23 protein-coding genes and 1 pseudogene are annotated in these 22,851 nt (G+C 56.9%); 16 read left to right on the plus strand and 8 right to left on the minus strand.

The genetic code is table 11. The annotated features are described in order from the left end of the window. The first annotated feature begins 162 nt into the window (after positions 1-162). The 11 genes from nfsA (at position 163) to VPX56_RS07730 (ending at position 10,927) form a co-directional block, all read left to right on the plus strand. Positions 163-885 (plus strand): nitroreductase NfsA, encoded by a 723-nt coding sequence (gene nfsA, locus VPX56_RS07680; RefSeq protein WP_131632883.1) that lies wholly within the window; start codon positions 163-165, stop codon positions 883-885. A 51-nt stretch (positions 886-936) separates the two neighbouring features. Further along, positions 937-1,839, plus strand: a complete 903-nt coding sequence (rimK, locus tag VPX56_RS07685; RefSeq protein WP_131632882.1) for a 30S ribosomal protein S6--L-glutamate ligase — start codon at positions 937-939, stop codon at positions 1,837-1,839. 63 nt (positions 1,840-1,902) lie between these two features. Then, complete coding sequence (locus VPX56_RS07690; protein ID WP_131632881.1) at positions 1,903-2,379, plus strand: YbjN domain-containing protein; 477 nt, start codon at positions 1,903-1,905, stop codon at positions 2,377-2,379. A gap of 351 nt (positions 2,380-2,730) precedes the next feature. Then, a complete protein-coding gene (gene potF, locus VPX56_RS07695; RefSeq protein WP_131632879.1) occupies positions 2,731-3,843 on the plus strand; it encodes a spermidine/putrescine ABC transporter substrate-binding protein PotF in 1,113 nt (370 codons plus the stop codon). A gap of 100 nt (positions 3,844-3,943) precedes the next feature. Beyond that, positions 3,944-5,077 (plus strand): putrescine ABC transporter ATP-binding subunit PotG, encoded by a 1,134-nt coding sequence (gene potG / locus VPX56_RS07700; protein ID WP_131632878.1) that lies wholly within the window; start codon positions 3,944-3,946, stop codon positions 5,075-5,077. 9 nt (positions 5,078-5,086) lie between these two features. After that, positions 5,087-6,040 (plus strand): putrescine ABC transporter permease PotH, encoded by a 954-nt coding sequence (gene potH, locus VPX56_RS07705; protein ID WP_263611147.1) that lies wholly within the window; start codon positions 5,087-5,089, stop codon positions 6,038-6,040. After that, entirely contained in the window at positions 6,037-6,882 is an 846-nt protein-coding gene (potI, locus tag VPX56_RS07710) for a putrescine ABC transporter permease PotI (protein ID WP_326470897.1), read from the plus strand. Before potH ends, potI begins: the two co-directional genes overlap by 4 nt. A gap of 65 nt (positions 6,883-6,947) precedes the next feature. Further along, complete coding sequence (locus VPX56_RS07715; RefSeq protein ID WP_326470899.1) at positions 6,948-7,421, plus strand: YbjO family protein; 474 nt, start codon at positions 6,948-6,950, stop codon at positions 7,419-7,421. A 40-nt stretch (positions 7,422-7,461) separates the two neighbouring features. After that, positions 7,462-8,592, plus strand: coding sequence for a 23S rRNA (uracil(747)-C(5))-methyltransferase RlmC (rlmC, locus tag VPX56_RS07720; RefSeq protein ID WP_326470901.1), 1,131 nt, complete (start codon positions 7,462-7,464; stop codon positions 8,590-8,592). Positions 8,593-8,766: 174 nt separating this feature from the next. Then, positions 8,767-9,474 (plus strand): response regulator transcription factor, encoded by a 708-nt coding sequence (locus tag VPX56_RS07725; protein WP_326470903.1) that lies wholly within the window; start codon positions 8,767-8,769, stop codon positions 9,472-9,474. Continuing rightward, on the plus strand, positions 9,458-10,927 hold the full coding sequence (locus tag VPX56_RS07730) for a sensor histidine kinase (protein WP_326470905.1): 1,470 nt from the start codon (positions 9,458-9,460) through the stop codon (positions 10,925-10,927). Before VPX56_RS07725 ends, VPX56_RS07730 begins: the two co-directional genes overlap by 17 nt. An 87-nt stretch (positions 10,928-11,014) precedes the next feature. On the opposite strand, the gene artJ is transcribed toward VPX56_RS07730, so the two are convergent. The 6 genes from artJ to VPX56_RS07760 form a co-directional block, all read right to left on the minus strand. Continuing rightward, positions 11,015-11,746, minus strand: a complete 732-nt coding sequence (gene artJ / locus VPX56_RS07735; protein ID WP_326470907.1) for an arginine ABC transporter substrate-binding protein ArtJ — start codon at positions 11,744-11,746, stop codon at positions 11,015-11,017. A gap of 177 nt (positions 11,747-11,923) precedes the next feature. Then, positions 11,924-12,592: an arginine ABC transporter permease ArtM gene (gene artM / locus VPX56_RS07740; protein WP_006174318.1), complete on the minus strand. Its 669-nt coding sequence runs from the start codon at positions 12,590-12,592 to the stop codon at positions 11,924-11,926. Next, the gene (artQ, locus tag VPX56_RS07745) at positions 12,592-13,308 is read right to left on the minus strand and encodes an arginine ABC transporter permease ArtQ (protein WP_326470910.1); all 717 of its coding nucleotides are present in this window, start codon (positions 13,306-13,308) and stop codon (positions 12,592-12,594) included. The genes artM and artQ overlap by 1 nt, the downstream gene beginning before the upstream one ends. A 6-nt stretch (positions 13,309-13,314) precedes the next feature. Continuing rightward, positions 13,315-14,046, minus strand: a complete 732-nt coding sequence (gene artI / locus VPX56_RS07750) for an arginine ABC transporter substrate-binding protein ArtI (protein WP_125914173.1) — start codon at positions 14,044-14,046, stop codon at positions 13,315-13,317. A gap of 19 nt (positions 14,047-14,065) precedes the next feature. Beyond that, positions 14,066-14,794 (minus strand): arginine ABC transporter ATP-binding protein ArtP, encoded by a 729-nt coding sequence (gene artP / locus VPX56_RS07755; protein WP_263609118.1) that lies wholly within the window; start codon positions 14,792-14,794, stop codon positions 14,066-14,068. A gap of 226 nt (positions 14,795-15,020) precedes the next feature. Next, positions 15,021-15,539, minus strand: a complete 519-nt coding sequence (locus VPX56_RS07760; protein ID WP_326470917.1) for a lipoprotein — start codon at positions 15,537-15,539, stop codon at positions 15,021-15,023. A gap of 97 nt (positions 15,540-15,636) precedes the next feature. Between VPX56_RS07760 and VPX56_RS07765 the strand changes: the two are divergent. The 3 genes and pseudogenes from VPX56_RS07765 (at position 15,637) to VPX56_RS07775 (ending at position 17,678) form a co-directional block, all read left to right on the plus strand. Then, a pseudogene (locus VPX56_RS07765) lies at positions 15,637-15,959 on the plus strand (heavy metal-binding domain-containing protein). Further along, complete coding sequence (locus tag VPX56_RS07770; RefSeq protein ID WP_326470919.1) at positions 15,956-16,786, plus strand: N-acetylmuramoyl-L-alanine amidase; 831 nt, start codon at positions 15,956-15,958, stop codon at positions 16,784-16,786. The pseudogene VPX56_RS07765 and the gene VPX56_RS07770 overlap by 4 nt, the downstream one beginning before the upstream one ends. Before the next feature lie 268 nt (positions 16,787-17,054). Beyond that, the gene (locus tag VPX56_RS07775) at positions 17,055-17,678 is read left to right on the plus strand and encodes a helix-turn-helix domain-containing protein (RefSeq protein WP_263609121.1); all 624 of its coding nucleotides are present in this window, start codon (positions 17,055-17,057) and stop codon (positions 17,676-17,678) included. On the opposite strand, the gene VPX56_RS07780 is transcribed toward VPX56_RS07775, so the two are convergent. Together VPX56_RS07780 and VPX56_RS07785 are read right to left on the minus strand one after the other, a co-directional pair. After that, complete coding sequence (locus VPX56_RS07780) at positions 17,679-18,311, minus strand: hypothetical protein (RefSeq protein ID WP_326470922.1); 633 nt, start codon at positions 18,309-18,311, stop codon at positions 17,679-17,681. Then, positions 18,311-19,876, minus strand: coding sequence for an ExeA family protein (locus VPX56_RS07785; RefSeq protein ID WP_326470924.1), 1,566 nt, complete (start codon positions 19,874-19,876; stop codon positions 18,311-18,313). Before VPX56_RS07785 ends, VPX56_RS07780 begins: the two co-directional genes overlap by 1 nt. Before the next feature lie 300 nt (positions 19,877-20,176). Between VPX56_RS07785 and gspC the strand changes: the two genes are divergently transcribed. After that, positions 20,177-20,908 (plus strand): type II secretion system protein GspC, encoded by a 732-nt coding sequence (gene gspC / locus VPX56_RS07790; RefSeq protein WP_131632863.1) that lies wholly within the window; start codon positions 20,177-20,179, stop codon positions 20,906-20,908. A gap of 13 nt (positions 20,909-20,921) precedes the next feature. Continuing rightward, positions 20,922-22,847 carry a type II secretion system secretin GspD gene (gene gspD / locus VPX56_RS07795; RefSeq protein ID WP_263609125.1) on the plus strand — a complete coding sequence of 642 codons (1,926 nt, stop codon included), beginning with the start codon at positions 20,922-20,924 and terminating at the stop codon, positions 22,845-22,847. The last annotated feature ends 4 nt before the right edge of the window (positions 22,848-22,851 follow it).

Raw genomic sequence — 22,851 nt, forward strand, 5'->3', positions numbered from 1 at the left:
CTGACGGCGAATAACGCTATAGTGCACGATAACCTGCCGTCATGGAAAGAAGGTTTCGCCTGTCGCTTTAATATCTACGAGCTATGTTTCGCCAATTACATGCTCTTCATCTTTGCCTATACTGGCAGCCATACCGCGTAAAGACAGACAAAGAGAGAAAGAATGACGCCAACTATTGACCTGCTCCGTTCCCACCGCTCCATTCGCCATTTTACCGATGAGCCAATCACCCAGGCCCAGCGCGAAGCGATCGTCGACAGCGCGAGAGGCACGTCCAGCTCAAGTTTCCTGCAGTGCAGCTCTATTATCCGCATCACCGATCCGGCGATGCGCGAACAGCTGGTGACGCTGACGGGCGGGCAGAAGCACGTGGCCCAGGCTGCCGAATTTTGGGTGTTCTGCGCCGACTTTAACCGCCATCTGCAGATCTGCCCTGAAGCGGAACTGGGCCTGGCCGAACAGCTGCTGCTGGGCGTGGTGGATACCGCGCTGATGGCGCAAAATGCCTTCACGGCGGCGGAATCGCTGGGATTAGGCGGCGTCTATATCGGCGGCCTGCGTAACAACATCGAAAGCGTGACCGAGCTGCTCAAGCTGCCAAAACATGTCCTGCCGCTGTTCGGCCTGTGCCTCGGCTGGCCGGCGGATAACCCGGATCTGAAGCCGCGCATTCCCGCCGCGATGCTGGTACATGAAAATCACTACCAGCCGGTGGATCAGGACGTGCTGAATCAATACGACGAAGAGCTGGCGAACTATTACCTGACGCGCGACAGCAACAACCGCCGCGATACCTGGACCGACCATATTCGTCGCACCATCATCAAGGAAAATCGCCCGTTTATTCTCGATTATCTGCATAAACAAGGCTGGGCGACGCGATAGTTCCTTCTGTATGATATGCAGGCTTTTCCCATGTCGTTAGAGAGGTGCAGGGTGAAAATTGCCATATTGTCCCGGGATGGAACGCTCTATTCATGTAAACGCCTGCGAGAAGCAGCGGCGAAACGCGGGCATCAGATCGAGATCCTCGATCCGATGTCCTGCTATATGAACATCGACCCCGCCGCGTCGTCGATTCATTACAAAGGCCGCAAGCTTCCCCACTTTGATGCGGTGATCCCGCGCATTGGCTCCCAGATTACCTATTACGGCACCGCCGCGCTGCGCCAGTTTGAAATGCTGGGCAGTTACCCCCTCAATGAATCCGTCGCTATCTCCCGCGCCCGCGATAAGCTGCGCTCGCTGCAGCTGCTTGCGCGTCAGGGGATCGATCTGCCCGTCACCGGGATTGCCCATTCGCCGGACGACACCAGCGACCTGATCGACATGGTGGGCGGTGCGCCGCTGGTTATCAAGCTGGTGGAAGGCACCCAAGGCATTGGCGTGGTGCTGGCGGAAACGCGCCAGGCGGCTGAAAGCGTGATTGACGCCTTTCGCGGCCTTAACGCTCACATTCTGGTGCAGGAGTATATCGAAGAGGCCAAAGGGCGCGATATTCGCTGCTTCGTGGTTGGAAATGAGGTGGTCGCCGCCATTGAGCGTCAGGCGAAAGAGGGCGATTTCCGTTCAAATCTCCATCGCGGGGGCGTGGCGCGGGTGGCAGAGATCAGCGAGCGTGAACGCGAGATTGCCGTAAAGGCGGCGCAAACGCTGGGGCTGGACGTGGCGGGCGTTGACCTGCTGCGGGCGACGCGCGGGCCGCTGGTGATGGAAGTTAACGCCTCGCCGGGGCTCGAAGGCGTGGAAAAAACCACAGGCGTCGATATTGCGGGTAAAATGATCGCATGGATCGAGCGTCATGCGACGCCGGGCTACTGTCTTAAAACGGGTGGTTGAATAGATTACCGCGCGCTTTTTGCGTACCCTATGCACAGATTATATTGAAGAGGCTGCACAGCGATGGATTTACAGGTCGTCCCTACACTGGATACGTTACGTCAATGGCTTGATGATGCCGGTATCACCTTCTTTGAATGCGACTCCTGCCAGGCGCTGCATCTGCCTCATATGCAAAATTTCGACGGTATTTTCGATGCCAAAGTCGATCTGATTAACGACGTCATTCTTTTCTCGGCGCTGGCTGAGGTGAAACCCTCTGCGCTGCTGGCGCTGGCCTCCGACCTGTCAGCGATTAACGCCAGTTCTTTGACGGTGAAAGCGTTTCTGGACATACAGGATGATAATCTGCCGAAGCTGGTGGTTTGCCAGTCTTTATTCTCCGGTGCCGGGCTTTCGTTCAAGCAGTTTGCCTGGTTTATGCGCCTGAGCGAAGAGCAAATTTCGATGGTGATGATGGAAGCCAACGCGCATCATCTGCTGTACAGCACCGAAGACGATGCAGAGAATAATGATGCATCTCCCAATTTTCTTCACTAAGCCTGCCTGACTTTTGCGCAGTCGCTGCCAGAGCGGCTGCGTAACACCATTTTTTCTGCTGCTTTTAACCTTCCTGTAAAGAATTTTTCACCTCCTCTGAGGCCATTTCGGCTTATCCCGTAGACATAACCTGCATAAAAAATTGATAAAAGGCGTTTTTTCATCTGGGCTATAGCCGGAGACACGGGCTACAGTTATTCTTGCGATGCTTAAAAAAGCGAGCGGATCCTGCCGGATAAAGGGCGTTATTTTTATTTCGGGCAGAGCGACAAACTATGCATGATTATTGCATATCTTCAGATTGCACAGTTTTAGCTCGTTTGTTAACGAGCTTTCAGAAGGAATAAAGATATGATCGCCTTGAATAAAAAATGGTTATCGGGTCTGGTTGCGGGTGCTCTGATGGCCGTCTCTGCCGGCACGCTCGCTGCGGAACAAAAAACGCTCCACGTTTATAACTGGTCTGACTATATTGCGCCGGATACCGTCGCCAATTTTGAAAAAGAGACCGGCATTAAAGTGGTCTATGACGTGTTCGATTCCAACGAAGTGCTGGAAGGCAAGCTGATGGCAGGCAGCACCGGCTTTGATCTCGTGGTGCCATCTGCGAGCTTCCTGGAGCGTCAGCTCACCGCGGGCGTGTTCCAGCCGCTGGATAAGAGCAAGTTACCGAACTGGAAAAACCTAGATCCGGAGGTGTTGAAGCTCGTTTCGAAACACGACCCGGACAACAAATATGCCATGCCTTATCTCTGGGCGACCACCGGCATCGGCTTTAACGTCGATAAAGTGAAAGCGGCGCTGGGGCCTGACGTGAAGCTGGACAGCTGGGACGTGGTGCTGAAGCCGGAAAACCTCGCGAAGCTGAAAAGCTGCGGCGTCTCCTTCCTCGATGCGCCGGAAGAGATCTTCGCCACCGTGCTTAACTATCTCGGCAAAGATCCGAACAGCAGCAAGGCCGACGACTACACCGGCCCGGCAACCGATCTGCTGCTGAAGCTGCGTCCAAACATTCGCTACTTCCACTCGTCGCAGTACATCAACGACCTGGCAAACGGCGACATCTGCGTGGCTATCGGCTGGGCGGGCGACGTCTGGCAGGCGGCAAACCGTGCTAAAGAAGCCAAAAACGGCGTGAACGTTTCCTACTTCATTCCGAAAGAGGGGGCGCTGGCCTTCTTCGACGTTTTCGCGATGCCTGCTGATGCGAAAAACAAAGACGAAGCCTATCAGTTCCTCAACTACCTGATGCGTCCGGACGTGATTGCCCACATCAGCGACCACGTCTACTACGCTAACGGCAATAAGGCGTCCGTGCCGCTGGTGAGCGAAGCGATCCGCAATAACCCGGCTATCTACCCGCCTGCGGACGTATTCGCCAAGCTGTTCACCCTGAAGGTCCAGGACCCGAAAATTGATCGCGTGCGCACCCGCGCGTGGACCAAGGTGAAAAGCGGCAAATAGCGTTTGTCAGATGTAGGCCGGGCAAGCGCTAGCGCCGCCCGGCGATGCGCACCATGACGGTGCGTTTGCACCCGTTTTGATCTCTACCGGAGAACACCCCGTGAATGACGCGATCCCCCGCCCGCAGGCGAAAGTCCGTAAAGCGCTGACCCCGCTGCTTGAAATTCGTAACCTCACCAAATCTTTCGACGGCCAGCACGCCGTGGACGACGTCAGCCTGACGATCTACAAAGGCGAAATCTTCGCGCTGCTTGGCGCATCGGGCTGCGGTAAATCCACCCTGCTGCGTATGCTGGCCGGGTTTGAGCAGCCGACCGCCGGGCAGATCGTGCTCGATGGGGTCGATCTCTCCAGCGTGCCGCCGTATCAGCGCCCGATTAACATGATGTTCCAGTCTTACGCGCTGTTTCCGCACATGACGGTGGAGCAGAACATCGCCTTTGGCCTGAAGCAGGACAAGCTGCCGAAGGCCGAAATCACCGCGCGCGTGGCCGAGATGCTGAGCCTCGTACACATGCAGGAGTTCGCGAAGCGTAAGCCGCACCAGCTCTCCGGCGGCCAGCGTCAGCGCGTGGCGCTGGCGCGCAGCCTGGCGAAACGCCCGAAGCTGCTGCTGCTTGACGAGCCGATGGGGGCGCTGGATAAAAAACTGCGCGACCGCATGCAGCTGGAAGTGGTGGACATCCTTGAACGCGTGGGGGTGACCTGCGTGATGGTGACCCACGACCAGGAAGAGGCGATGACCATGGCCGGACGTATTGCGATCATGAACCGCGGGAAGTTCGTGCAGATTGGCGAGCCGGAAGAGATTTATGAGCACCCGACCACCCGCTACAGCGCGGAGTTTATCGGGTCGGTGAACGTCTTCGAGGGGCTGCTGAAAGACCGCCAGGAGGACGGGCTGGTGATTGAATCGCCGGGGCTGGTTCATCCGCTGAAAGTTGACCCTGATAACTCCGTGGTGGACAACGTGCCGGTCTACGTGGCCCTGCGCCCGGAAAAAATCATGCTCTGCGATGAGCCGCCCGCCGACGGCTATAACTTCGCCGTCGGGGAAGTGGTGCATATTGCCTATCTGGGCGATCTCTCCATCTATCACGTGCGCCTGAAAAGCGGACAAATGCTCAGCGCCCAGCTGCAAAACGAGCACCGGTATCGCAAGGGACAGCCAACCTGGGGCGACGAAGTGCGCCTGTGCTGGGACGCGGACAGCTGCGTCGTACTGACGGTATAAGGAGCGATCATGAGCACACTTGAACCTCCAGCCCGCGTCAAAAAGCCGGGCGGCTTTGGGCACTGGCTGGCGCGTATGCAGATGAACCACGGCCGCAAGCTGGTCATCGCCATGCCGTACGTCTGGCTGATCCTGCTGTTCCTGCTGCCGTTCCTGATCGTCTTTAAGATCAGCCTGGCGGAGATGGCGCGGGCGATCCCGCCGTATACCAACCTGCTGGACTGGGCCGACGGGCAGCTGACGCTGACGCTTAATCTCGGCAATTTCCTGCAGCTCACCGACGATCCGCTCTATTTCGAAGCCTATTTGCAGTCGCTGCAGGTGGCGGCGATCTCGACGATCTGCTGTCTGCTGATGGGCTACCCGCTGGCGTGGGCGGTGGCGCACAGCAAGCCGTCGACGCGCAACATTCTGCTGCTGCTGGTGATCCTGCCGTCGTGGACCTCGTTCCTGATCCGCGTGTATGCGTGGATGGGGATCCTGAAAAACAACGGCGTGCTGAATAACTTTCTCATGTGGCTCGGGGTGATCGACCAGCCGCTGACGATCCTGCATACCAACCTCGCGGTTTATATCGGCATTGTGTACGCCTATCTGCCGTTTATGGTGCTGCCGATCTATACGGCGCTGACCCGCATTGATTACTCGCTGGTGGAAGCGTCGCTCGATCTCGGCGCCCGACCGCTAAAAACCTTCTTCAGCGTCATTGTCCCGCTGACCAAAGGCGGCATTATCGCCGGATCAATGCTGGTCTTTATTCCGGCGGTGGGGGAGTTCGTGATCCCGGAACTGCTCGGCGGCCCGGACAGCATCATGATTGGCCGCGTGCTGTGGCAGGAGTTCTTCAACAACCGCGACTGGCCGGTGGCCTCGGCGGTGGCGATCGTGATGTTACTGCTGCTGATCGTGCCGATCATGTGGTTCCACAAGCATCAGCAGAAACAGATGGGAGATCGCGGATGAACAACCTACCGGTAGTGCGCTCCCCGTGGCGAATTCTGATCCTGGTGATTGGCTTTACCTTTCTGTATGCGCCCATGCTGATGCTGGTGATCTATTCGTTCAACAGCTCTAAGCTGGTGACGGTCTGGGTGGGCTGGTCGACGCGCTGGTACAGCGAGCTGTTCCACGACGACGCGATGATGAGCGCGGTGGGCTTGAGCCTGACGATTGCCGCGCTGGCGGCGACGATGGCCTGCGTGCTGGGCACTATCGCCGCGCTGGTGATGGTGCGCTTCGGGCGTTTTCGCGGCGCGAACGGCTTTGCCTTTATGATCACCGCCCCGCTGGTGATGCCGGACGTGATCACCGGCCTATCGCTGCTGCTGCTGTTTGTGGCCCTGGCGCACGCCATCGGCTGGCCTGCGGATCGCGGCATGTTGACCATCTGGCTGGCGCACGTCACGTTCTGTACCGCCTACGTGGCGGTGGTGATCTCCTCGCGCTTGCGCGAGCTGGACCGCTCGATTGAGGAGGCGGCGATGGATCTCGGCGCGACGCCGCTGAAGGTCTTCTTCATCATCACGCTGCCGATGATTATGCCGGCGGTGATATCCGGCTGGCTGCTGGCGTTTACGCTTTCGCTGGACGATCTGGTTATCGCCAGCTTTGTCTCCGGGCCGGGCGCGACGACGCTGCCGATGCTGGTCTTCTCCAGCGTGCGCATGGGGGTGAACCCGGAGATTAACGCCCTGGCGTCAATTATCCTCGGCGTGGTCGGAATTGTCGGATTTATCGCCTGGTATTTGATGGCGCGCGCGGAAAAACAGCGCGTGCGTGATATCCAGCGTGCAAGACGCGGCTGAAGCATTTAAAATTTCCAGTGAAGTGCCGCGCATGACGCGGCACTGTTTTTCAGGGAAGTAAAACATTGGGATTCTTTCAAAAAACACGTCATACGCACGCTCGTCCGAACGTTCCTGCGCTGGTGCAGGTGGCGGCGCTCGCCATTATTATGATCCGCTGTCTTGATGTGCTGATGATCCTCAACACCCTGGGCGCGCGCGGCATCGGCGAATTCATTCACCGCAGCGTGCAGACGTGGAATCTGACGCTGGTCTTTTTGAGCAGCCTGGTGCTGGTGTTTATCGAGATTTACTGCGCGTTCTCGCTGGTGAAAGGGCGAAACTGGGCGCGCTGGGTCTACCTGCTGACGCAGGTGACGGCGGCCAGCTATCTGTGGGCCGCCTCGCTGGGTTACGGCTATCCGGAACTGTTCAGCATTGCCGGCGGATCGAAACGCGAGATTTTCCATTCGCTGGTGATGCAAAAGCTACCGGATATTCTGGTGCTCTGCCTGCTTTACCTTCCGGCTTCCAGTCGGAGATTCTTCCGCCTGCAATAATGTGTATAATCGCAGCCCTCGTAATCCTTAAGGTTTTCATATGCAGTGCGCACTCTATGACGCCGGTCGCTGCCGCTCCTGTCAGTGGATAGAGCAGCCGGTCCCTCAACAACTCACCGCCAAAATGACCGACCTGCAACAGCTGCTGGCTGAACACGCGGTGGGCGAGTGGTGCGCACCCGTCAGCGGCCCGGAGCAGGGCTTTCGTAATAAAGCCAAAATGGTCGTCAGCGGCAGCGTCGAAAAACCGCTGCTGGGAATGCTGCACCGCGACGGCACGCCGGAAGATCTCACCGCCTGTCCGCTCTATCCCGTCTCGTTTGAGCCGATCTTTGCCGCGCTTAAGCCGTTTATCGCCCGCGCGGGGCTAACGCCCTATAACGTCGCCCGCAAGCGCGGCGAGCTGAAATACCTTCTGCTGACCGAAAGCCAGACTGACGGCGGCATGATGCTGCGCGTTGTGCTGCGCTCGGAAACTAAGCTGGAGCAGCTGCGCGCGGCGCTGCCGTGGCTGCAGGAACAGCATCCGCAGCTCAAGGTCATCACCGCAAACATCCAGCCGGTGCATATGGCGATCATGGAAGGGGAGAAAGAGATTTTCTTCACCGAGCAGCACGCGCTGGCAGAAAACTTCAATAACGTCCCGCTGTGGATACGCCCGCAGAGCTTCTTCCAGACTAACCCGGTAGTTGCCAGTGCGCTGTACGCCACCGCGCGGGACTGGGTCCGCGCACTGAACATCAGCCACATGTGGGATCTCTTCTGCGGCGTGGGCGGCTTCGGCCTGCACTGCGCCACGCCAGAAATGCAGCTGACCGGCATCGAGATTTCCGCCGAGGCTATCGCCTGCGCGAAGCAGTCCGCCGCCGAGCTGGGGCTAACGAATCTGCACTTCCAGGCGCTGGACTCGACGCAGTTCGCCACCGGGCAGGGCAACGTGCCGGAACTGGTGCTGGTCAACCCGCCGCGCCGGGGAATTGGCAACGCCCTGTGCGACTACCTCAGCCAGATGGCGCCCGATTTTATCGTCTACTCCAGCTGCAACGCGCAAACCATGGCGAAAGACATCGCCCACCTGCCGGGCTACCGCATTGAGCGCGTTCAGCTGTTCGATATGTTCCCGCATACCGCGCATTATGAAGTGCTGACGCTGTTGGTGAAAACGCGCTAATCCTTAACATCGCCCGGTGGCGCTGCGCTTACCGGGCCTACAATCTGGAGTAGGCCGGGTAAGGCGTAGCCGCCACCCGGCATGAACCCGGCACAATGTTCAACAAAATGTGAACTCTTCATCCCTGCAAAATCGGGTAAGCTTACGTCATAAGAACTGAATAAAGGCTTACCCATGAAGCAGATCCTGCTGGTGGAAGACGACCACGATATCGCGGCGCTTCTGCGTCTTAATTTAGAAGATGAAGGCTACAGCATTACCCACGAACCCGACGGGGCTAAGGCGTTACAGCGTCTGGAGTCCCAGCCGTGGGATGCGGCGATCCTCGACCTGATGCTGCCTAACGTTGACGGGCTGGAGATTTGTCGCCGCATCCGCCAGATGACCCGCTATCTGCCGGTGATCATCATCAGCGCCCGCAGCAGCGAAACCGACCGCATAACCGGGCTGGAAACCGGTGCCGATGACTACCTCGCCAAGCCGTTCTCGGTGCAGGAGCTGATCGCCCGCATCAAAGCGCTGTTTCGCCGCCAGCAGGCGATGGGGCAGGCGCAAACCTCGGGGCTGATTCAGGCGCACGGCCTGACGATCGACCCGCTGGCCCGCGTGGTACGCCTTAACGGTCAGGACATCGATCTCACGCCGCGCGAGTTCGAGCTGCTGTACTTCTTCGCTCGTCATCCCGGCGACGTTTTCTCGCGGCTTGCGCTGCTGGAGCAGGTCTGGGGATATCAGCACGAAGGCTATGAGCACACCGTCAACACCCACATTAACCGCCTGCGCATCAAGATTGAGAAGGATGCCGCCGAGCCGGAAATCATTCGCACCGTCTGGGGCAAGGGCTATAAATTTGCGGAGCAGAATCATGATGCGCCGCTTTAGCCTCAGCCAGCGGCTGACGCTGCTGTTTATTCTGCTGATGATGCTCTGCGCCACCGTGGCCTGCGCGGTGCAGCTTTACACCAGCATGCAGTACGGCAACGCGATGGTGCAGCGGCTGTCGGGCGGGCTGGCGCAGCAGATCGTGCAGCGGGAACCTATTCTGGACGCGCAGGGCAGGGTCGATCGCCGCGCGCTGAAGCCCCTGTTCGATCGGCTGATGACCTTCAATCCGAGCGTCGAGCTGTACGTCGTTTCCCCCGACGGCGAGATCCTGGCCGATGCCGCGCCGCCGGGCCATATTCAGCGGCAAAGGATCGACCTTGCGCCGATTCAGACCTTCCTGAGCGGCACTGCCATACCGATACTGGGCGACGATCCCCGCAGTCAGAATAAAAAGGTCTTCAGCGCCACGCCGCTGCGGCAGGACGGCGAGCTAAAAGGCTACCTGTACATTATTTTGCAGGGCGAAGAGTCGAACGCGCTGGCGGAGATGGCCTGGCACAAGGCGCTCTGGAGTACGGTGCTGTGGTCACTGCTGTGGGTCGCCCTGTTTGGACTGCTCGCAGGAATGCTGATTTGGTACTGGGTGACGCGTCCGGTGAAGCACCTGACGATGGAGGTCGCCGGGCTGGAGCAGGACAGCATGAGCGCCATTAAACGGCTGGCAGCCGAGCCGCTGGAGCCTGCCGTCAACGACGAAGTGGCGATGCTGCGGAACAGTTTCATCGAGCTGGCGCGCAAAATCACCTCCCAGTGGGATCGGCTGGCCGACAGCGACCGCCAGCGCCGGGAGTTTATTGCCAATATTTCGCACGACCTGCGCACGCCGCTGACCTCGCTGCTGGGCTATCTGGAAACCTTGTCGCTGAAATCCGCCACCCTCACGCCGCAGGAGCATCAGCAGTATCTCGCCACCGCGCTGCGTCAGGGGCAGAAGGTGCGGCACCTGTCCCAGCAGCTGTTTGAGCTGGCGCGCCTTGAGCACGGCGGTATTAAACCGCAGCGCGAGCGCTTCGCGATGGGGGAACTGATCTCCGACGTGGCGCAAAAGTTTGAATTAACCGCCCGCACGCGTGAAGTAAATCTGCATATTGACGTGCCGGGACCGCTGCCGCTGGTGAACGCCGATGTGTCGATGATCGAACGCGTAGTGACCAACCTGCTCGATAACGCGATGCGCCACACGCCAGCGGGCGGGGAAATACGTCTGGCGGTCTGGCAGGAGAATGAACGGCTGCAGGTCGAGGTGGCAGACAGCGGAACGGGCGTGGAGGCTTCGCTGCGCGACGATCTGTTCCAGCGGCCTTCGGCGTTGAATACCCAGGCATCGCGTGAGAATCGCGGCGGGCTGGGGCTGTTAATCGTTAAGCGAATGCTGGAGCTACACGGCGGTGGGATCGGGCTGATGGAATCGGTGAGCGGGGCGAGGTTCAGATTTTTCGTGCCACTTTGAGAGATTGCCGGGTGGCGCTGCGCTTACCCGGCCTACAACCCCCCGCGTAGGCCGGGTAAGGCGAAGCCGTCACCCGGCAAAAGAGATTTACTGCGGGAACCACTGGTCGCTGATTTTCTGATACGTACCGTCGGCTTTAATCGCCTTCAGCGCGCCGTTCAGTTTTTCCAGCAGGGCCTTGTTATCCGGACGCACCGCGATGCCGAGGCCCGTGCCAAAGTACTGCGGATCGGTCACCTTCTCGGTTGCGGTCCCCAGCTGCGGATTGGTTTTCAGCCACTCGTTCACCACGGCGGTGTCGCCGAATACGCCGTCGATACGGCCATTTTTCAGGTCAATAATCGCGTTCTGGTAGCTGTCATAGGCCACGGTTTTCACTTCAGGATGCTTGTCCTGCAGGTATTTCTGGTGCGTGGTACCGTTTTCCATCCCGATGCGTTTGCCTTTCAGCTGATCGAAAGAGGTATAAGCCCCTTTTTTCGCAATCACCACCGCAGAGTTGGCGTAGTACGGGTCGGTAAAGGAAACCTGCTTGCTGCGCTCAGGCGTGATGTCCATACCGGAAATCACCGCGTCGTATTTTTTGAATTTGAGCGACGGGATCAGGCTGTCAAAGGCATGGTTGGTAAAGGTGCAGTCGGCCTGCATCTGCGTACATAGCGCTTTCGCCAGATCGATATCGAAACCGACGATCTGGTTGCTGGCATCCAGCGATTCAAACGGCGGATAGGTGGCGGAAACGCCGAAGTTGATTTTGTCTGCTGCGGATGCGCCAGCGGCGAAGGTTGCCAGTAATGCGGCCAGAACTAACTTTTTCATTGTCATACTCCCGTCTGTAAGTCTTATGGAAAAACAATGCCAGTAATTGAATTTATATGCAATATAAATGATTAAATATTATTTTAATTGCAAAAAAAAACGGATAACCAAAAGGTTACCCGCATTGATTAATCACATTTATGCAGTTCTTGCCGGGTGGCGCTGCGCTTACCCGGCCTACGATCTGCGCTCAAACGCTAACGCTCTGCGCTCGATCAGACGCATCATCAGCGTCAGCAGACCGTTGACCACCAGATACACCAGACCCGCCGCACCGAACACCATCACGTCGTAAGTGCGTCCATAGAGCAGCTGCCCGTGGCCCATCACTTCCATCAGGGTGATGGTGTAGGCCAGAGAGGTACTCTTGAACACCAGCACCACCTCGTTGGAATACGAGGAGAGCGCGCGCTTAAAGGCGTACGGCAGCAGAATCGCCAGCGTGTCTTTCTTGCTCATGCCGAGCGCCCCGCAGGACTGCCACTGGCCTTCAGGGATGGCGCGGATCGCACCATAGAACAGCTGGGTGGTATAGGCCGCACTGTTCAATGAGAGCGCAATCAGGGCGCAGAGCCACGGCTCGGAGAGCAGGTGCCAGATAACCGGATACTCCTGCAGCGACGGGAACTGGCCCGGGCCGTAGTAAATCAGGAAGATCTGTACCAGCAGCGGCGTGCCGGTAAACAGGGTGATATAGGCGCGCACGATCCACACCAGCACCGGCGTTTTCAGCGTCAGGATGATGGTGAAAATCAGGGCCAGGATCAGCGCCACCACGATAGACGCCACGGTCAGCGTCAGGCTGGTGTGCAGCCCCTTCATCAGCTCGGGTAAGTAGTCAAGCATCAGCCCGGTCTCCGTTCAAAACGCGTTGCGCGCAGGTCGATGCGTTTGAGGATGTACTGACTCAGCAACGTGATCACCAGGTAGATAGCCGCCGCCACGATGTACCAGGTAAACGGCTCCTGGGTACGGGTGGCGATACTTTTGGTCTGCAGCATTAAATCGTTCACGCTGATGAGGCTCACCAGCGCGGTGTCCTTCAGCAGCACCAGCCACTGGTTGCCCAGCCCCGGCAGGGCGTGACGCCACATCTGCGGCATCACCAGGCGGAAAAAGATCGCCGCTTTCGACATGCCGAGCGCCTGGCCGGACTCCCACTGCCCCTGCGGAACCGCCTTTAGCGCGCCGCGCAGCGTTTGTGACGCATAGGCAGAGTAGAGCAGGGAGAGGGCAATCACGCCGCACAGGAACGGGCTGACGTCGAAGTTTTCAATCTGCATCTGCACCGGGATCTGCGCAAACCCAAGATTAATGGTAAAGCCGTCCGACAGCGTTAACAGCAGCTGAGAGGAACCGAAATAGATAAACAGGACCACCAGAATTTCCGGCAGCCCACGCAGCACGGCCACCAGCGCGGAGCCCGTCCATGCGACGGGGAACCATTTAGCCGATTCCCACACCGCAAAGAACATCGCCAGCACGAGGCCGATGATCAGTGCACAAACGGCAAGGCCGACGGTCATACCGGCGGCGCTTGCTAAAGGAAAAATTTCATTCATCAGGAATTACTTCTGGAACCATTTTTGGTAGATGGTTTCGTAGGTGCCGTCTTTCTTCACTTTTTCCAGCGCAGCGTTGAATTTCTGCTGCAGCTCGGTGTTGCCCTGACGCACGGCGATGCCCAGGCCGGTGCCGAAGTAGGCTTTATCGGTCACTTTATCGCCGACTGGCGCCAGCTTGTCGTTGGCTTTCAGCCATTCAGTGACCACCGCGGTATCACCAAACACGCCGTCGATACGGCCGTTCTGCAGGTCCAGCTTCGCATTCTGGTAGCTGTCGTACGGAACGGTGGTGATTTCCGGGTGTTTATCCATGATGAATTTCTGATGCGTGGTGCCGTTCTGCACGCCCACTTTCTTGCCTTTCAGCTGGTCGATGGAAGTGAACTTGCCTTTCTGACCGATGAACAGGGCGGAGTTGTCGTAGTAAGGGGTAGAGAACAGCACCTGCTTTTCACGCTCGGGGGTGATGTCCATACCGGCCATGACGGCGTCGATGCGGCGGAACTTCAGGCTCGGGATCAGGCTGTCGAACGCCTGGTTGCTGAAGGTACAGGTCGCGTCGATCTCTTTACACAGGGCGTTAGCCAGGTCTACGTCGAAGCCAACAATCTTGTTGTTCGCATCGATGGATTCAAACGGAGGATAAGACGCTTCGGTGGCGAAACGAATGGTCTGGGCTGCGGTAGCGGAAAGGCTGACGCTAGCAAGCAGCGCGGCAATCAATACTTTTTTCATTATCATTTTCCCTAACACATCAGTGAGATAAGTAATTTTTAAACGCATCGGTTTGCGGGCTGGTGAAGCAGCTCGCGTCACCTTGCTCGACGATATACCCGTTTTCCATGTAAACCACGCGGCTGGCGGTTTTACGCGCCACTTCCACTTCGTGGGTTACGATGACCTGAGTAATGTTGGTTTCCGCCAGCTCGCGAATGATGCTCACGATCTGGGCGGTGATTTCCGGGTCCAGCGCCGCGGTTGGCTCATCAAACAGCAGCACCGCAGGCTCCATCATCAGCGCACGGGCAATCGCCACGCGCTGCTGCTGGCCGCCGGAGAGGTGTAAAGGATAGCGATCGCTGTAGGGCTTCAGGCGCAGACGTTCCAGCAGCTTTTCGGCGCGCGCCATCGCCTGGTCCTTGCTTAAACCGAGCACGCGGCAGGGCGCTTCAATCAGGTTTTGCAGGACGGTCAGGTGCGGCCAAAGATTGTATTGCTGAAAAACCATGCCGACGTTTTGACGCAGTTCACGAATCGCTTTATCAGACGGCGTTTTCGCAAAATCAAAATGGTTACCGGCAATCGCCAGCGTGCCCGAGCGGGGCATTTCAAGCAGATTAAGGACACGCAGAAGGGAGCTTTTGCCCGCGCCGCTTGGGCCGAGCAAAACCAGCGTTTCGCCCTCCGGGCAGCTCAGCGTGATGTCGAACAGCGCCTGGTGTGCGCCGTAGAAGCAGTTAATGCCGTTTAGTTTAATACTCATCGGGGCAGTCTTTACTCATCCAGGCAATCTATAGCAATTGAGGCCGCAGATAGTACCGTTGACAGAATAGTTATGCAATATTTCTGCGTTAAAAGTTAAATATAACCCGTCATACTCACTAAACATAGCACAAAATAGCGAAGGCCAAAGGCGGCGAGTATAAATGTCGGCATTCCGCATGAAATGCCGCACATTTTACGGGGTTTACGCTTTTTAAACGGCTGTTTTAGCGATTCTCAATCGACTGGCGAAGCGTGCCTGCCGGGGCATGTACGCTGCCACCGATGTAGCGTACGTCGTCGACGGCCCAGCACTTGCCTTCGCGGATCATCAGCACTTCATCCTGCCAGGACTGGCTGCCCTGGGTCAGCTTCACGCGCAGGGGAATGTTCCGCGCGTCGGTGTTCGGGATAGTGGACGCGCTGGCAACGTCTGCGGTGTCTGGCAGCGTGGTGCGACTGGAGAACGGATCGGACTTCAGCAGCGCGTTATGCTGCGGATCGCGCGAGGCATCGTTCAGCAGCTTTGCCAGCCCGTCGCTCAGGTACGGACGCAGGCCGGTGAGATCGTTGCCGCGGTGCTGAATGCGATAATCATAGAACTGCTGCGCCACGGTATCCGGGCCGCCCTCAATGCAGGGGCCGCTGCGGGTGCCGATATCCTTAAAGGCTGGCGTGACCGGGGTGGTGCAGGCGCTGAGCACCAGCGCACAGGGCACTAAAAGCGTTAAAGCAGAGTAGCGCATGTTGATTTCCTTATTTGTTAACTATCCTTTCAATCATAGCGTAACGAACCGATAATGCTGTTGCTAAGGCATTGAACGCTAAAGAAGGAGATAAAGTATGCAATTTTCAACTACCCCGACCCTGGAAGGGCAGCCGATTACCGAATACTGCGGCGTGGTCACCGGTGAAGCGATTCTGGGTGCTAACATCTTCCGCGACTTTTTTGCCGGCATCCGCGACATCGTCGGCGGTCGCTCTGGCGCGTACGAGAAAGAGCTGCGCAAAGCACGAGAAATTGCTTTTAAGGAGCTGGGCGAGCAGGCCAAGCCCTGGGCGCCGATGCCGTTGTCGGGATCGATATCGACTACGAAACCGTGGGCAAAGATGCCAGCATGCTGATGGTAAGCGTTAGCGGTACGGCGGTGAAAACCCGTCGATGAAGCGTCCGCTTTCCACACTCCTGCTGGCGTTGCTGCTGGCAGGGTGCGCCTCGGAAAAAGGCGTCGTTGATAAAGGTGCCTACGAGCTGGATACCCGGCATCAGGCGCAGGCGGCGTACCCGCGTATAAAGGTGCTGGTGATCCACTACACCGCCGATGATTTCGACAGCTCGCTGGCAACCCTGACGGACAAAAACGTCAGTTCCCACTATTTAATCCCCGCCATTCCCCCCGCGCCGGATGGAAAACCGCGCATCTGGCAGCTGGTGCCGGAGAGCGAACTGGCCTGGCACGCGGGCATCAGCTTCTGGCGCGGCACCAACCGCATCAACGATACCTCTGTGGGCATTGAGCTGGAAAACCGCGGCTGGCAAAAGCGCGATGGCGTGAAAACATTTACCCCTTTCGAGGGAGAGCAGATTGCGGCGCTGGTTCCGCTGGCGAAGGACATTATTGCCCGCTACGACATTAAGCCGCAGAACGTGGTGGCGCATTCCGATATCGCCCCGCAGCGTAAGGACGATCCCGGCCCGCTGTTTCCCTGGCAGGCGCTGGCCCAGCAGGGGATCGGGGCCTGGCCTGATGCCGATCGCGTGAATTTCTATATCAACGGACGCCCACGCTATCAGGAGGTAGACCGCGCAGCATTGCTCGATCTGCTGATGCGCTATGGCTACGAGGTGCCCGACAACGCGACGGAGCAGCAGCAGAAGAGGGTGATAACCGCATTCCAGATGCACTTCCGGCCCGCGGTGTGGAGCGGCGTCGCGGATGTTGAAACCCTGGCGATTGCAGAAGCGCTGTTAGAAAAATACGGGCAGGGGTAATCCTTCGGTTACCCCCGAATGAGTATTTTTAGGCTATTTTCGTTAAGATTAATCTTAAGTAAAAACTCAATTCATTTTTAGTTAATTGACTTAAAATTATCCGGATTTAAGATGGACACATAGCTTGCTAAGTAATGAAGCAAACAAATTTAAAAAACGCTGATTTTATTTTTCTCTTTAATGTTTTCATCAGGAAAATATTCAGGGATTCAGGCCCGCTCGCCTAAATTCTGTCTTTTAAATTTCACATCTTAAATCGGGTATAACAATGTTAAGCATCTATGCAAAAAAATTACGTCCGCAAAATGAAATGAACGCGATTATTGCTGCAACGTCAGGTTTTGAAGAGAAGACGTTAAAAAAATGGCAAAAAATTTCGACCAGTGATTCACAATATATCCATATTATTGTCAGCGGTGAAGTTGAGTTCCGCCGTGAATCGGACGAACTCTGCATGTTCACCACGCAAGGGTCGTGCGTCTTTGGCCTCTCTTCTATGTATTACAGCTCAACGCATATGTACGGCCTCGTGCGCGCTAACACGGTTGTTCGCTCCATCAAAAAAGAGACCTTCGTCCAGATGTTGACCGAGCATAATCTGTGGCCTGAACTGACCAAAGTGCTTTCCTGGTATGTTTGCATGCTGAGCAAGCGTGATGATGTCCTGGTTGCCCGCAGCGCCTACGCCGTCGTGCGCGAATTCCTGTACGAAATTAACGATCTGATTGTTCATCATCAGCGTGATATCAACATCTATGATTATATTCAGGAATACACTAACCTGGCTCGCAGCACCATTATTAAAATCCTCTCCGATCTAAAGAAAGGGCAATATATTGTGGTGGAAAAAGGTCGACTTCTTAATCTCACCGCGCTGCCAGAAAAATATTGATTACTCCAGCCGGTCTCCTTTTATCGATAACGGAGACCGCACATTATCTTTATGTAGAACACTGTTTTGCGAATTATCCTGCGTTTCGTCTACGGGCGGCGCGGGAATTTTGCCTTGAGAATAATCCTGCTCTTGTTCCTTTAACGCCTGCTTAAATAACGCGGTTAGCGATGAATCGTCATTGCCTGCCCCGTCGCGGGCATCTTCATGCGCCTCGGTGCCGGGCAAGGTATCCCGCGACGTATCGTGCGGAACTGCGCTATCGGGGGCCTGCTGCCAGTCGGAATCGTCGCTGTTAATCGGCAGATCCTGCATGGCCGGCACGTCAGCGGGCATCTGCACCGGGGCGGGTTTCGGGTGCGGATGCGGGAACGGTTTACTCACGTACACATAATGCATATCCGACAGCTGCGTGTCCGGTTTGGCCACGCTCACTTTTACCGGCACGGGGGCAGGGTGGCGCAGGTTCCAGTAAATATGCGCATACAGCCCCGCCATCAGCATGGCGCAGAGCCCCAGCATCCATAAAAGGCTTTTGCCGAGAACGTTTTTCAGGCGCGGGACGCGGTACGAAAACCAGACCGCCTCCCCGGAAGTGTAGCTGCGCTGGGCCGCAAGACAGATGGTAGACATTAGGAATGCTTCTCCTGCTTTTTCACGTCCGGAGTCGCACGGGAGGCCTGGATCAATACGCTCGGCGTGGTGTTGGTTTCACGCATCAGCTGCATCAGCGTATCCTCGCCCGGAATTCCGTCCACGTGCAGATTCATTTTTTGCTGGAACTCACGCGTGCGTTTCATCATCTCTGCGGTCCAGGTTTGTGAATGCGTTTCAGGCTCGGCCAGCGCCTGGCTTAACTGCTGGTCGAGCCAGCCCAGATCTTTTGCGTTGCTGGCGGCGCTAATGGCGTCTTTGCCTTCCGGCGTCAGCCGGTGCAATTGCGTGTAGTTTCCGGTGGCATGCTGGTTGAACCAGCTGCGGCTCACCTGCCAGGTGCGGTTGTTCATCAGCAGATCGAGAGACGTATCCCCCACGCGGGCGACCACGGCGTAGTTAAGGTGATTGCCGGTTCTCAGCTCGCTGACCCACGGATAGCCCTCATGCGCCAGGGCATCCGGTGCGGCGTTGCCCTGTTTACACATCAGGTTGACCTTAGCGGCGTTCTGGCACAGGGCATCTTCCGCCGACGCGTCATAGCCCCACATCAGATACAGCTGGTGCATGGCGTCCGGCTGATTCACCATCTCATTATCGATAACCGGCACAGCAGGTGCCTGAACTTTTGGCGTCTGCTGCTTCCAGCTGACGGGAACCGGGAGTTGAACCGGAAGGCGTGCATTAACAGAGGCGGTCAAATACCAGCCGCAGGCGGCGAACAGCACCGATGCGAACAATCCCACGGCTGCCAGGCGCTTACCGTGTTTTTTCGCCGGCAGGATCTCACCTGCCGCCAGGCGCAAATGACGAGGGCTAACCTGAGCGGCGCGCTCTGTCCATGCCGCCAGCAGTGACAGGTGCGCCAGTTCGTTCAGCCTGCCGATATTCCCTTTTGTCAGGGCATGCATTTTACGCACGCGGGCCGGCGTTAAGGGCGACGTCTCGCACCCATGCTCTTCGCACTGCGCCTGCACGTAGTCGAGCGTTTCGCGACAGGTCAGGGGGCGTATAACGTGATGCGTATGAATGTATTCGCGCAGTTCAGGCTGCTGCATCAGCACCGCATCCTGAGCCGCCGCGCCCATCAGCACGACGGACAGGCGGAAGTCCAGCTCCTGAGCGCGGGTGAGCAGCATCGCCAGCACTTCCCGGCAGCTGTCTTTCATCGCTTCGGTATGGGCGATCGCCAACACTTTGGCTTTTGCTTTCCCTTCCTGCCACTGACGCAGCACGGCATCAACCGCCTGCATACGGTTCTTGCTCTCTTTCGTTCCCGGGCTGAGCTTGTACAGCAGGCTACTGGCGCTCAGTTTTGGAAACGCATTGATGGCGAGCACGGAACCGGTGCCGGACTTCAGCCCCTCGCTGAGCTGGGCCAGCAGCTGGGCGTCGTCGCTAAAGAGCCCCATAATTCCCGCCTGCTGCGTTTTCTCTTTCAGCAGGTTGAACACGTCCTGATGATAAGGCACCAGAAAATCCCCGGACAGGCGGGTTATCTTCCGAAAGGGCGGGTTTTTAAAATTGAAGTGGCTCTGATACATAACGACTTACCGTCTCTGATTAGGAATAGCAACAGGACGAGAAAGTAAGGCAACGCTACTTAAGGGTCAATTTACGTACAGGGTAAAAATATCCTGCTCTCAGGGTCTAACATCTGGATTTTATACGGTCAATATTTTTCTTTATTAAAGTTAGTGGCAAAGTCAGTGGTCGTATTTGCGCCAGATAATTACTATTTTCACACCTATTGGCGCAGTACGACGCTGCTTATTTTCGCTTTGCTAAAGGCCAGATGAAAAATGAGGTTCTCATTTCTGTCACGGTGGATAACGCCTTGCATTATGTTTGTGCTGTTAATTTTTTGCGGCCAGCAAGGGTATCTGACGTTTAAAGAGTATAAAAAAGTTACGAATAAGTTGGCTAATTCAGATGAGCAGCCGCTTAAAAACCGCCGTGATGAAAAGACATTCACGCTTTTTACCGCAGCAGTTCGCCAGGACAACGTTCCGACGGCGGTAAAAGCCCCGCTGGCGGCGGAAATCGAAGGGATCGTGAGCAGCGATGACGCGTGGTTGTCCTTTGCGGTCATCAAAACGCCGGGCGGTCAAAAAAGCTATCGCGAGGGCGAGGCGCTGACCGGTTTTAACGACGCCTTTATTCAGGAAATTAACAAAGACAACGTGGTGGTTAATTACGAAGGCGCTACGCAGGTGCTGGCGTTAAATAAACCCGACTATTTTAAGGGCGGCGTTGATAGCGGCCCGGTAGCCAAATCGACGAAAGATGCAGGCGCGGACAGTTTGCATCTGGATGATTATCTGGTGTTAAAACCGCTAATCGAAAAAGGCCAGCTGGAAGGCTACAACATTAATCCAAGGAATGCCTCCTCCTTCTTTAGCCATTCAGGGCTGCAAAAAGGTGACGTGGCTGTAAAAGTGAACTCTGTCGATATGACCAATGAGGGCGATGCAAAAAGCGTTATTGCCAGCTGGTCAAAAATGAAAGAAGCGGAGGTCGTCGTCAGGCGCCACGCTCACCTGGAAAATATTCGGGTTAATGTTCTAAACAATTAACAAGTGTACAGACATGAAGAAATTTCCCTGGGCGTGCGTGGCGCTGACCGCATTGTCGTTATATTCCAGTTCGCTGCTTGCAGCCAACTTTAGCGCGAGCTTTAAAAATACCGATATTCGCGAGTTTATCGATACGGTAGGCCGCAACCTTAACAAAACCATTCTCGTCGACCCGTCCGTTCAGGGCTCGGTGTCGGTGCGAACCTACAACGTGCTGACGGAAGATGAGTACTACCAGTTCTTCCTGAGCGTGCTGGACCTGTACGGCCTGTCGGTGATCCCGATGGATAACGGCATGGTCAAAGTGGTGCGCTCAAGCGTGGCCCGCACCGCGGGCGCGCCGCTGGCCGACAGCAAAAATCCGGGCAAGGGCGATGAGATCATCACCCGCGTCGTGCGCATGGAGAACGTGCCGGTGCGCGAACTGGCCCCGCTGCTGCGCCAGCTCAACGACGCCACCGGCATCGGTAACGTGGTGCACTTCGAGCCTTCCAACGTGCTGCTGTTGACCGGTAAAGCCTCGGTGGTGAACCGCCTGGTGGATCTGGTGCAGCGCGTGGATAAAGACGGCATCCAGCGCCGCGAAATCGTGCCGCTGCGCTTTGCATCGGCCAAAGATCTCTCTGACATGTTGAACAACCTCAACAACGAAGAGCAGAAGGGGCAGAACGCGCCGCAGCTGGCGACCAAAGTGGTGGCGGATGACGAAACCAATAGCCTGGTGATCAGCGGCTCGGAGGATGCGCGCATGCGTACCCGCTCCCTGATCCATCAGCTGGATCGCGAGCAGAACAACGAGGGGAATACCCGCGTCTTCTACCTCAAATACGCCAGCGCCACGAAGGTGGTGCCGGTACTGACCGGGATTGGCGAACAGCTGAAGGACAAGCCGGGTACCGCAAAGGCGAAAACCGCGAGCGCCTCGACGGATCTGAACATTACCGCCGACGAGTCGACCAACTCGCTGGTGATCACCGCCCAGCCTAACGTGATGAACTCGCTTGAGAAGGTGATCGACAAGCTCGACATCCGTCGTCCGCAGGTGCTGGTGGAAGCGATCATTGCTGAAGTGCAGGACGGTAACGGCCTGGATCTCGGCGTGCAGTGGACCGGCAAGCACGGCGGCGTGCAGTTCGGCTCAACCGGCCTGCCTATCAGCCAGATTAAGAACGGCACAATGAAAGGGGCCAGCTTCACCGGCCTGGCGACCGGTTTCTTCAACGGCGACTTTGGCGCGCTGATGACCGCGCTCTCCACCGACGGCAAAAACGACATTCTTTCTACGCCGAGCGTCGTGACGCTGGATAACAAAGAGGCGTCGTTTAACGTTGGGCAGGACGTGCCGGTACTGTCCGGCTCCCAGACCACCAGCGGCGACAACGTCTTTAACTCCGTGGAGCGTAAGACCGTCGGTACCAAGCTGAAAATTGTGCCGCAGATTAACGACGGCGACATGATCCACCTGAAGATTGAGCAGGAAGTCTCCAGCGTTGACAACAGCGCCACGGAAGACGCCAGCCTCGGCCCAACCTTCAACACGCGCACCATCAATAACGAAGTGATGGTGCACAGCGGGCAGACGGTGGTGCTCGGCGGCCTGATGGAAAACGTGACCAAGCAGTCGGTTTCCAAAGTGCCTCTGCTCGGCGATATCCCGCTGGTCGGCCAGCTGTTCCGCTACACCTCGCAGGATTCGTCCAAGCGTAACCTGATGGTGTTTATCCATACCACCGTCCTGCGCGACGACGACAACTACAGCGCGGCGTCGAAAGAGAAATACGATCAGATCCGCGCCCGCCAGCAGCAGCGCGTGGAAGAGAAAAAGCTCGGCATTATTGAGCCAGCGGATAACGCCGTTCTGCCCGCGTTCCCCGTCGACGCCAGCGCCGCACCGGTGAAAACCAGCGCCAGCGCGTCACGCAATCCGTTCAAACAGTAAGGCG

It is taken from the genome of Enterobacter wuhouensis, assembly GCF_035835995.1.
GTDB classification, from domain to species: domain Bacteria; phylum Pseudomonadota; class Gammaproteobacteria; order Enterobacterales; family Enterobacteriaceae; genus Enterobacter; species Enterobacter wuhouensis.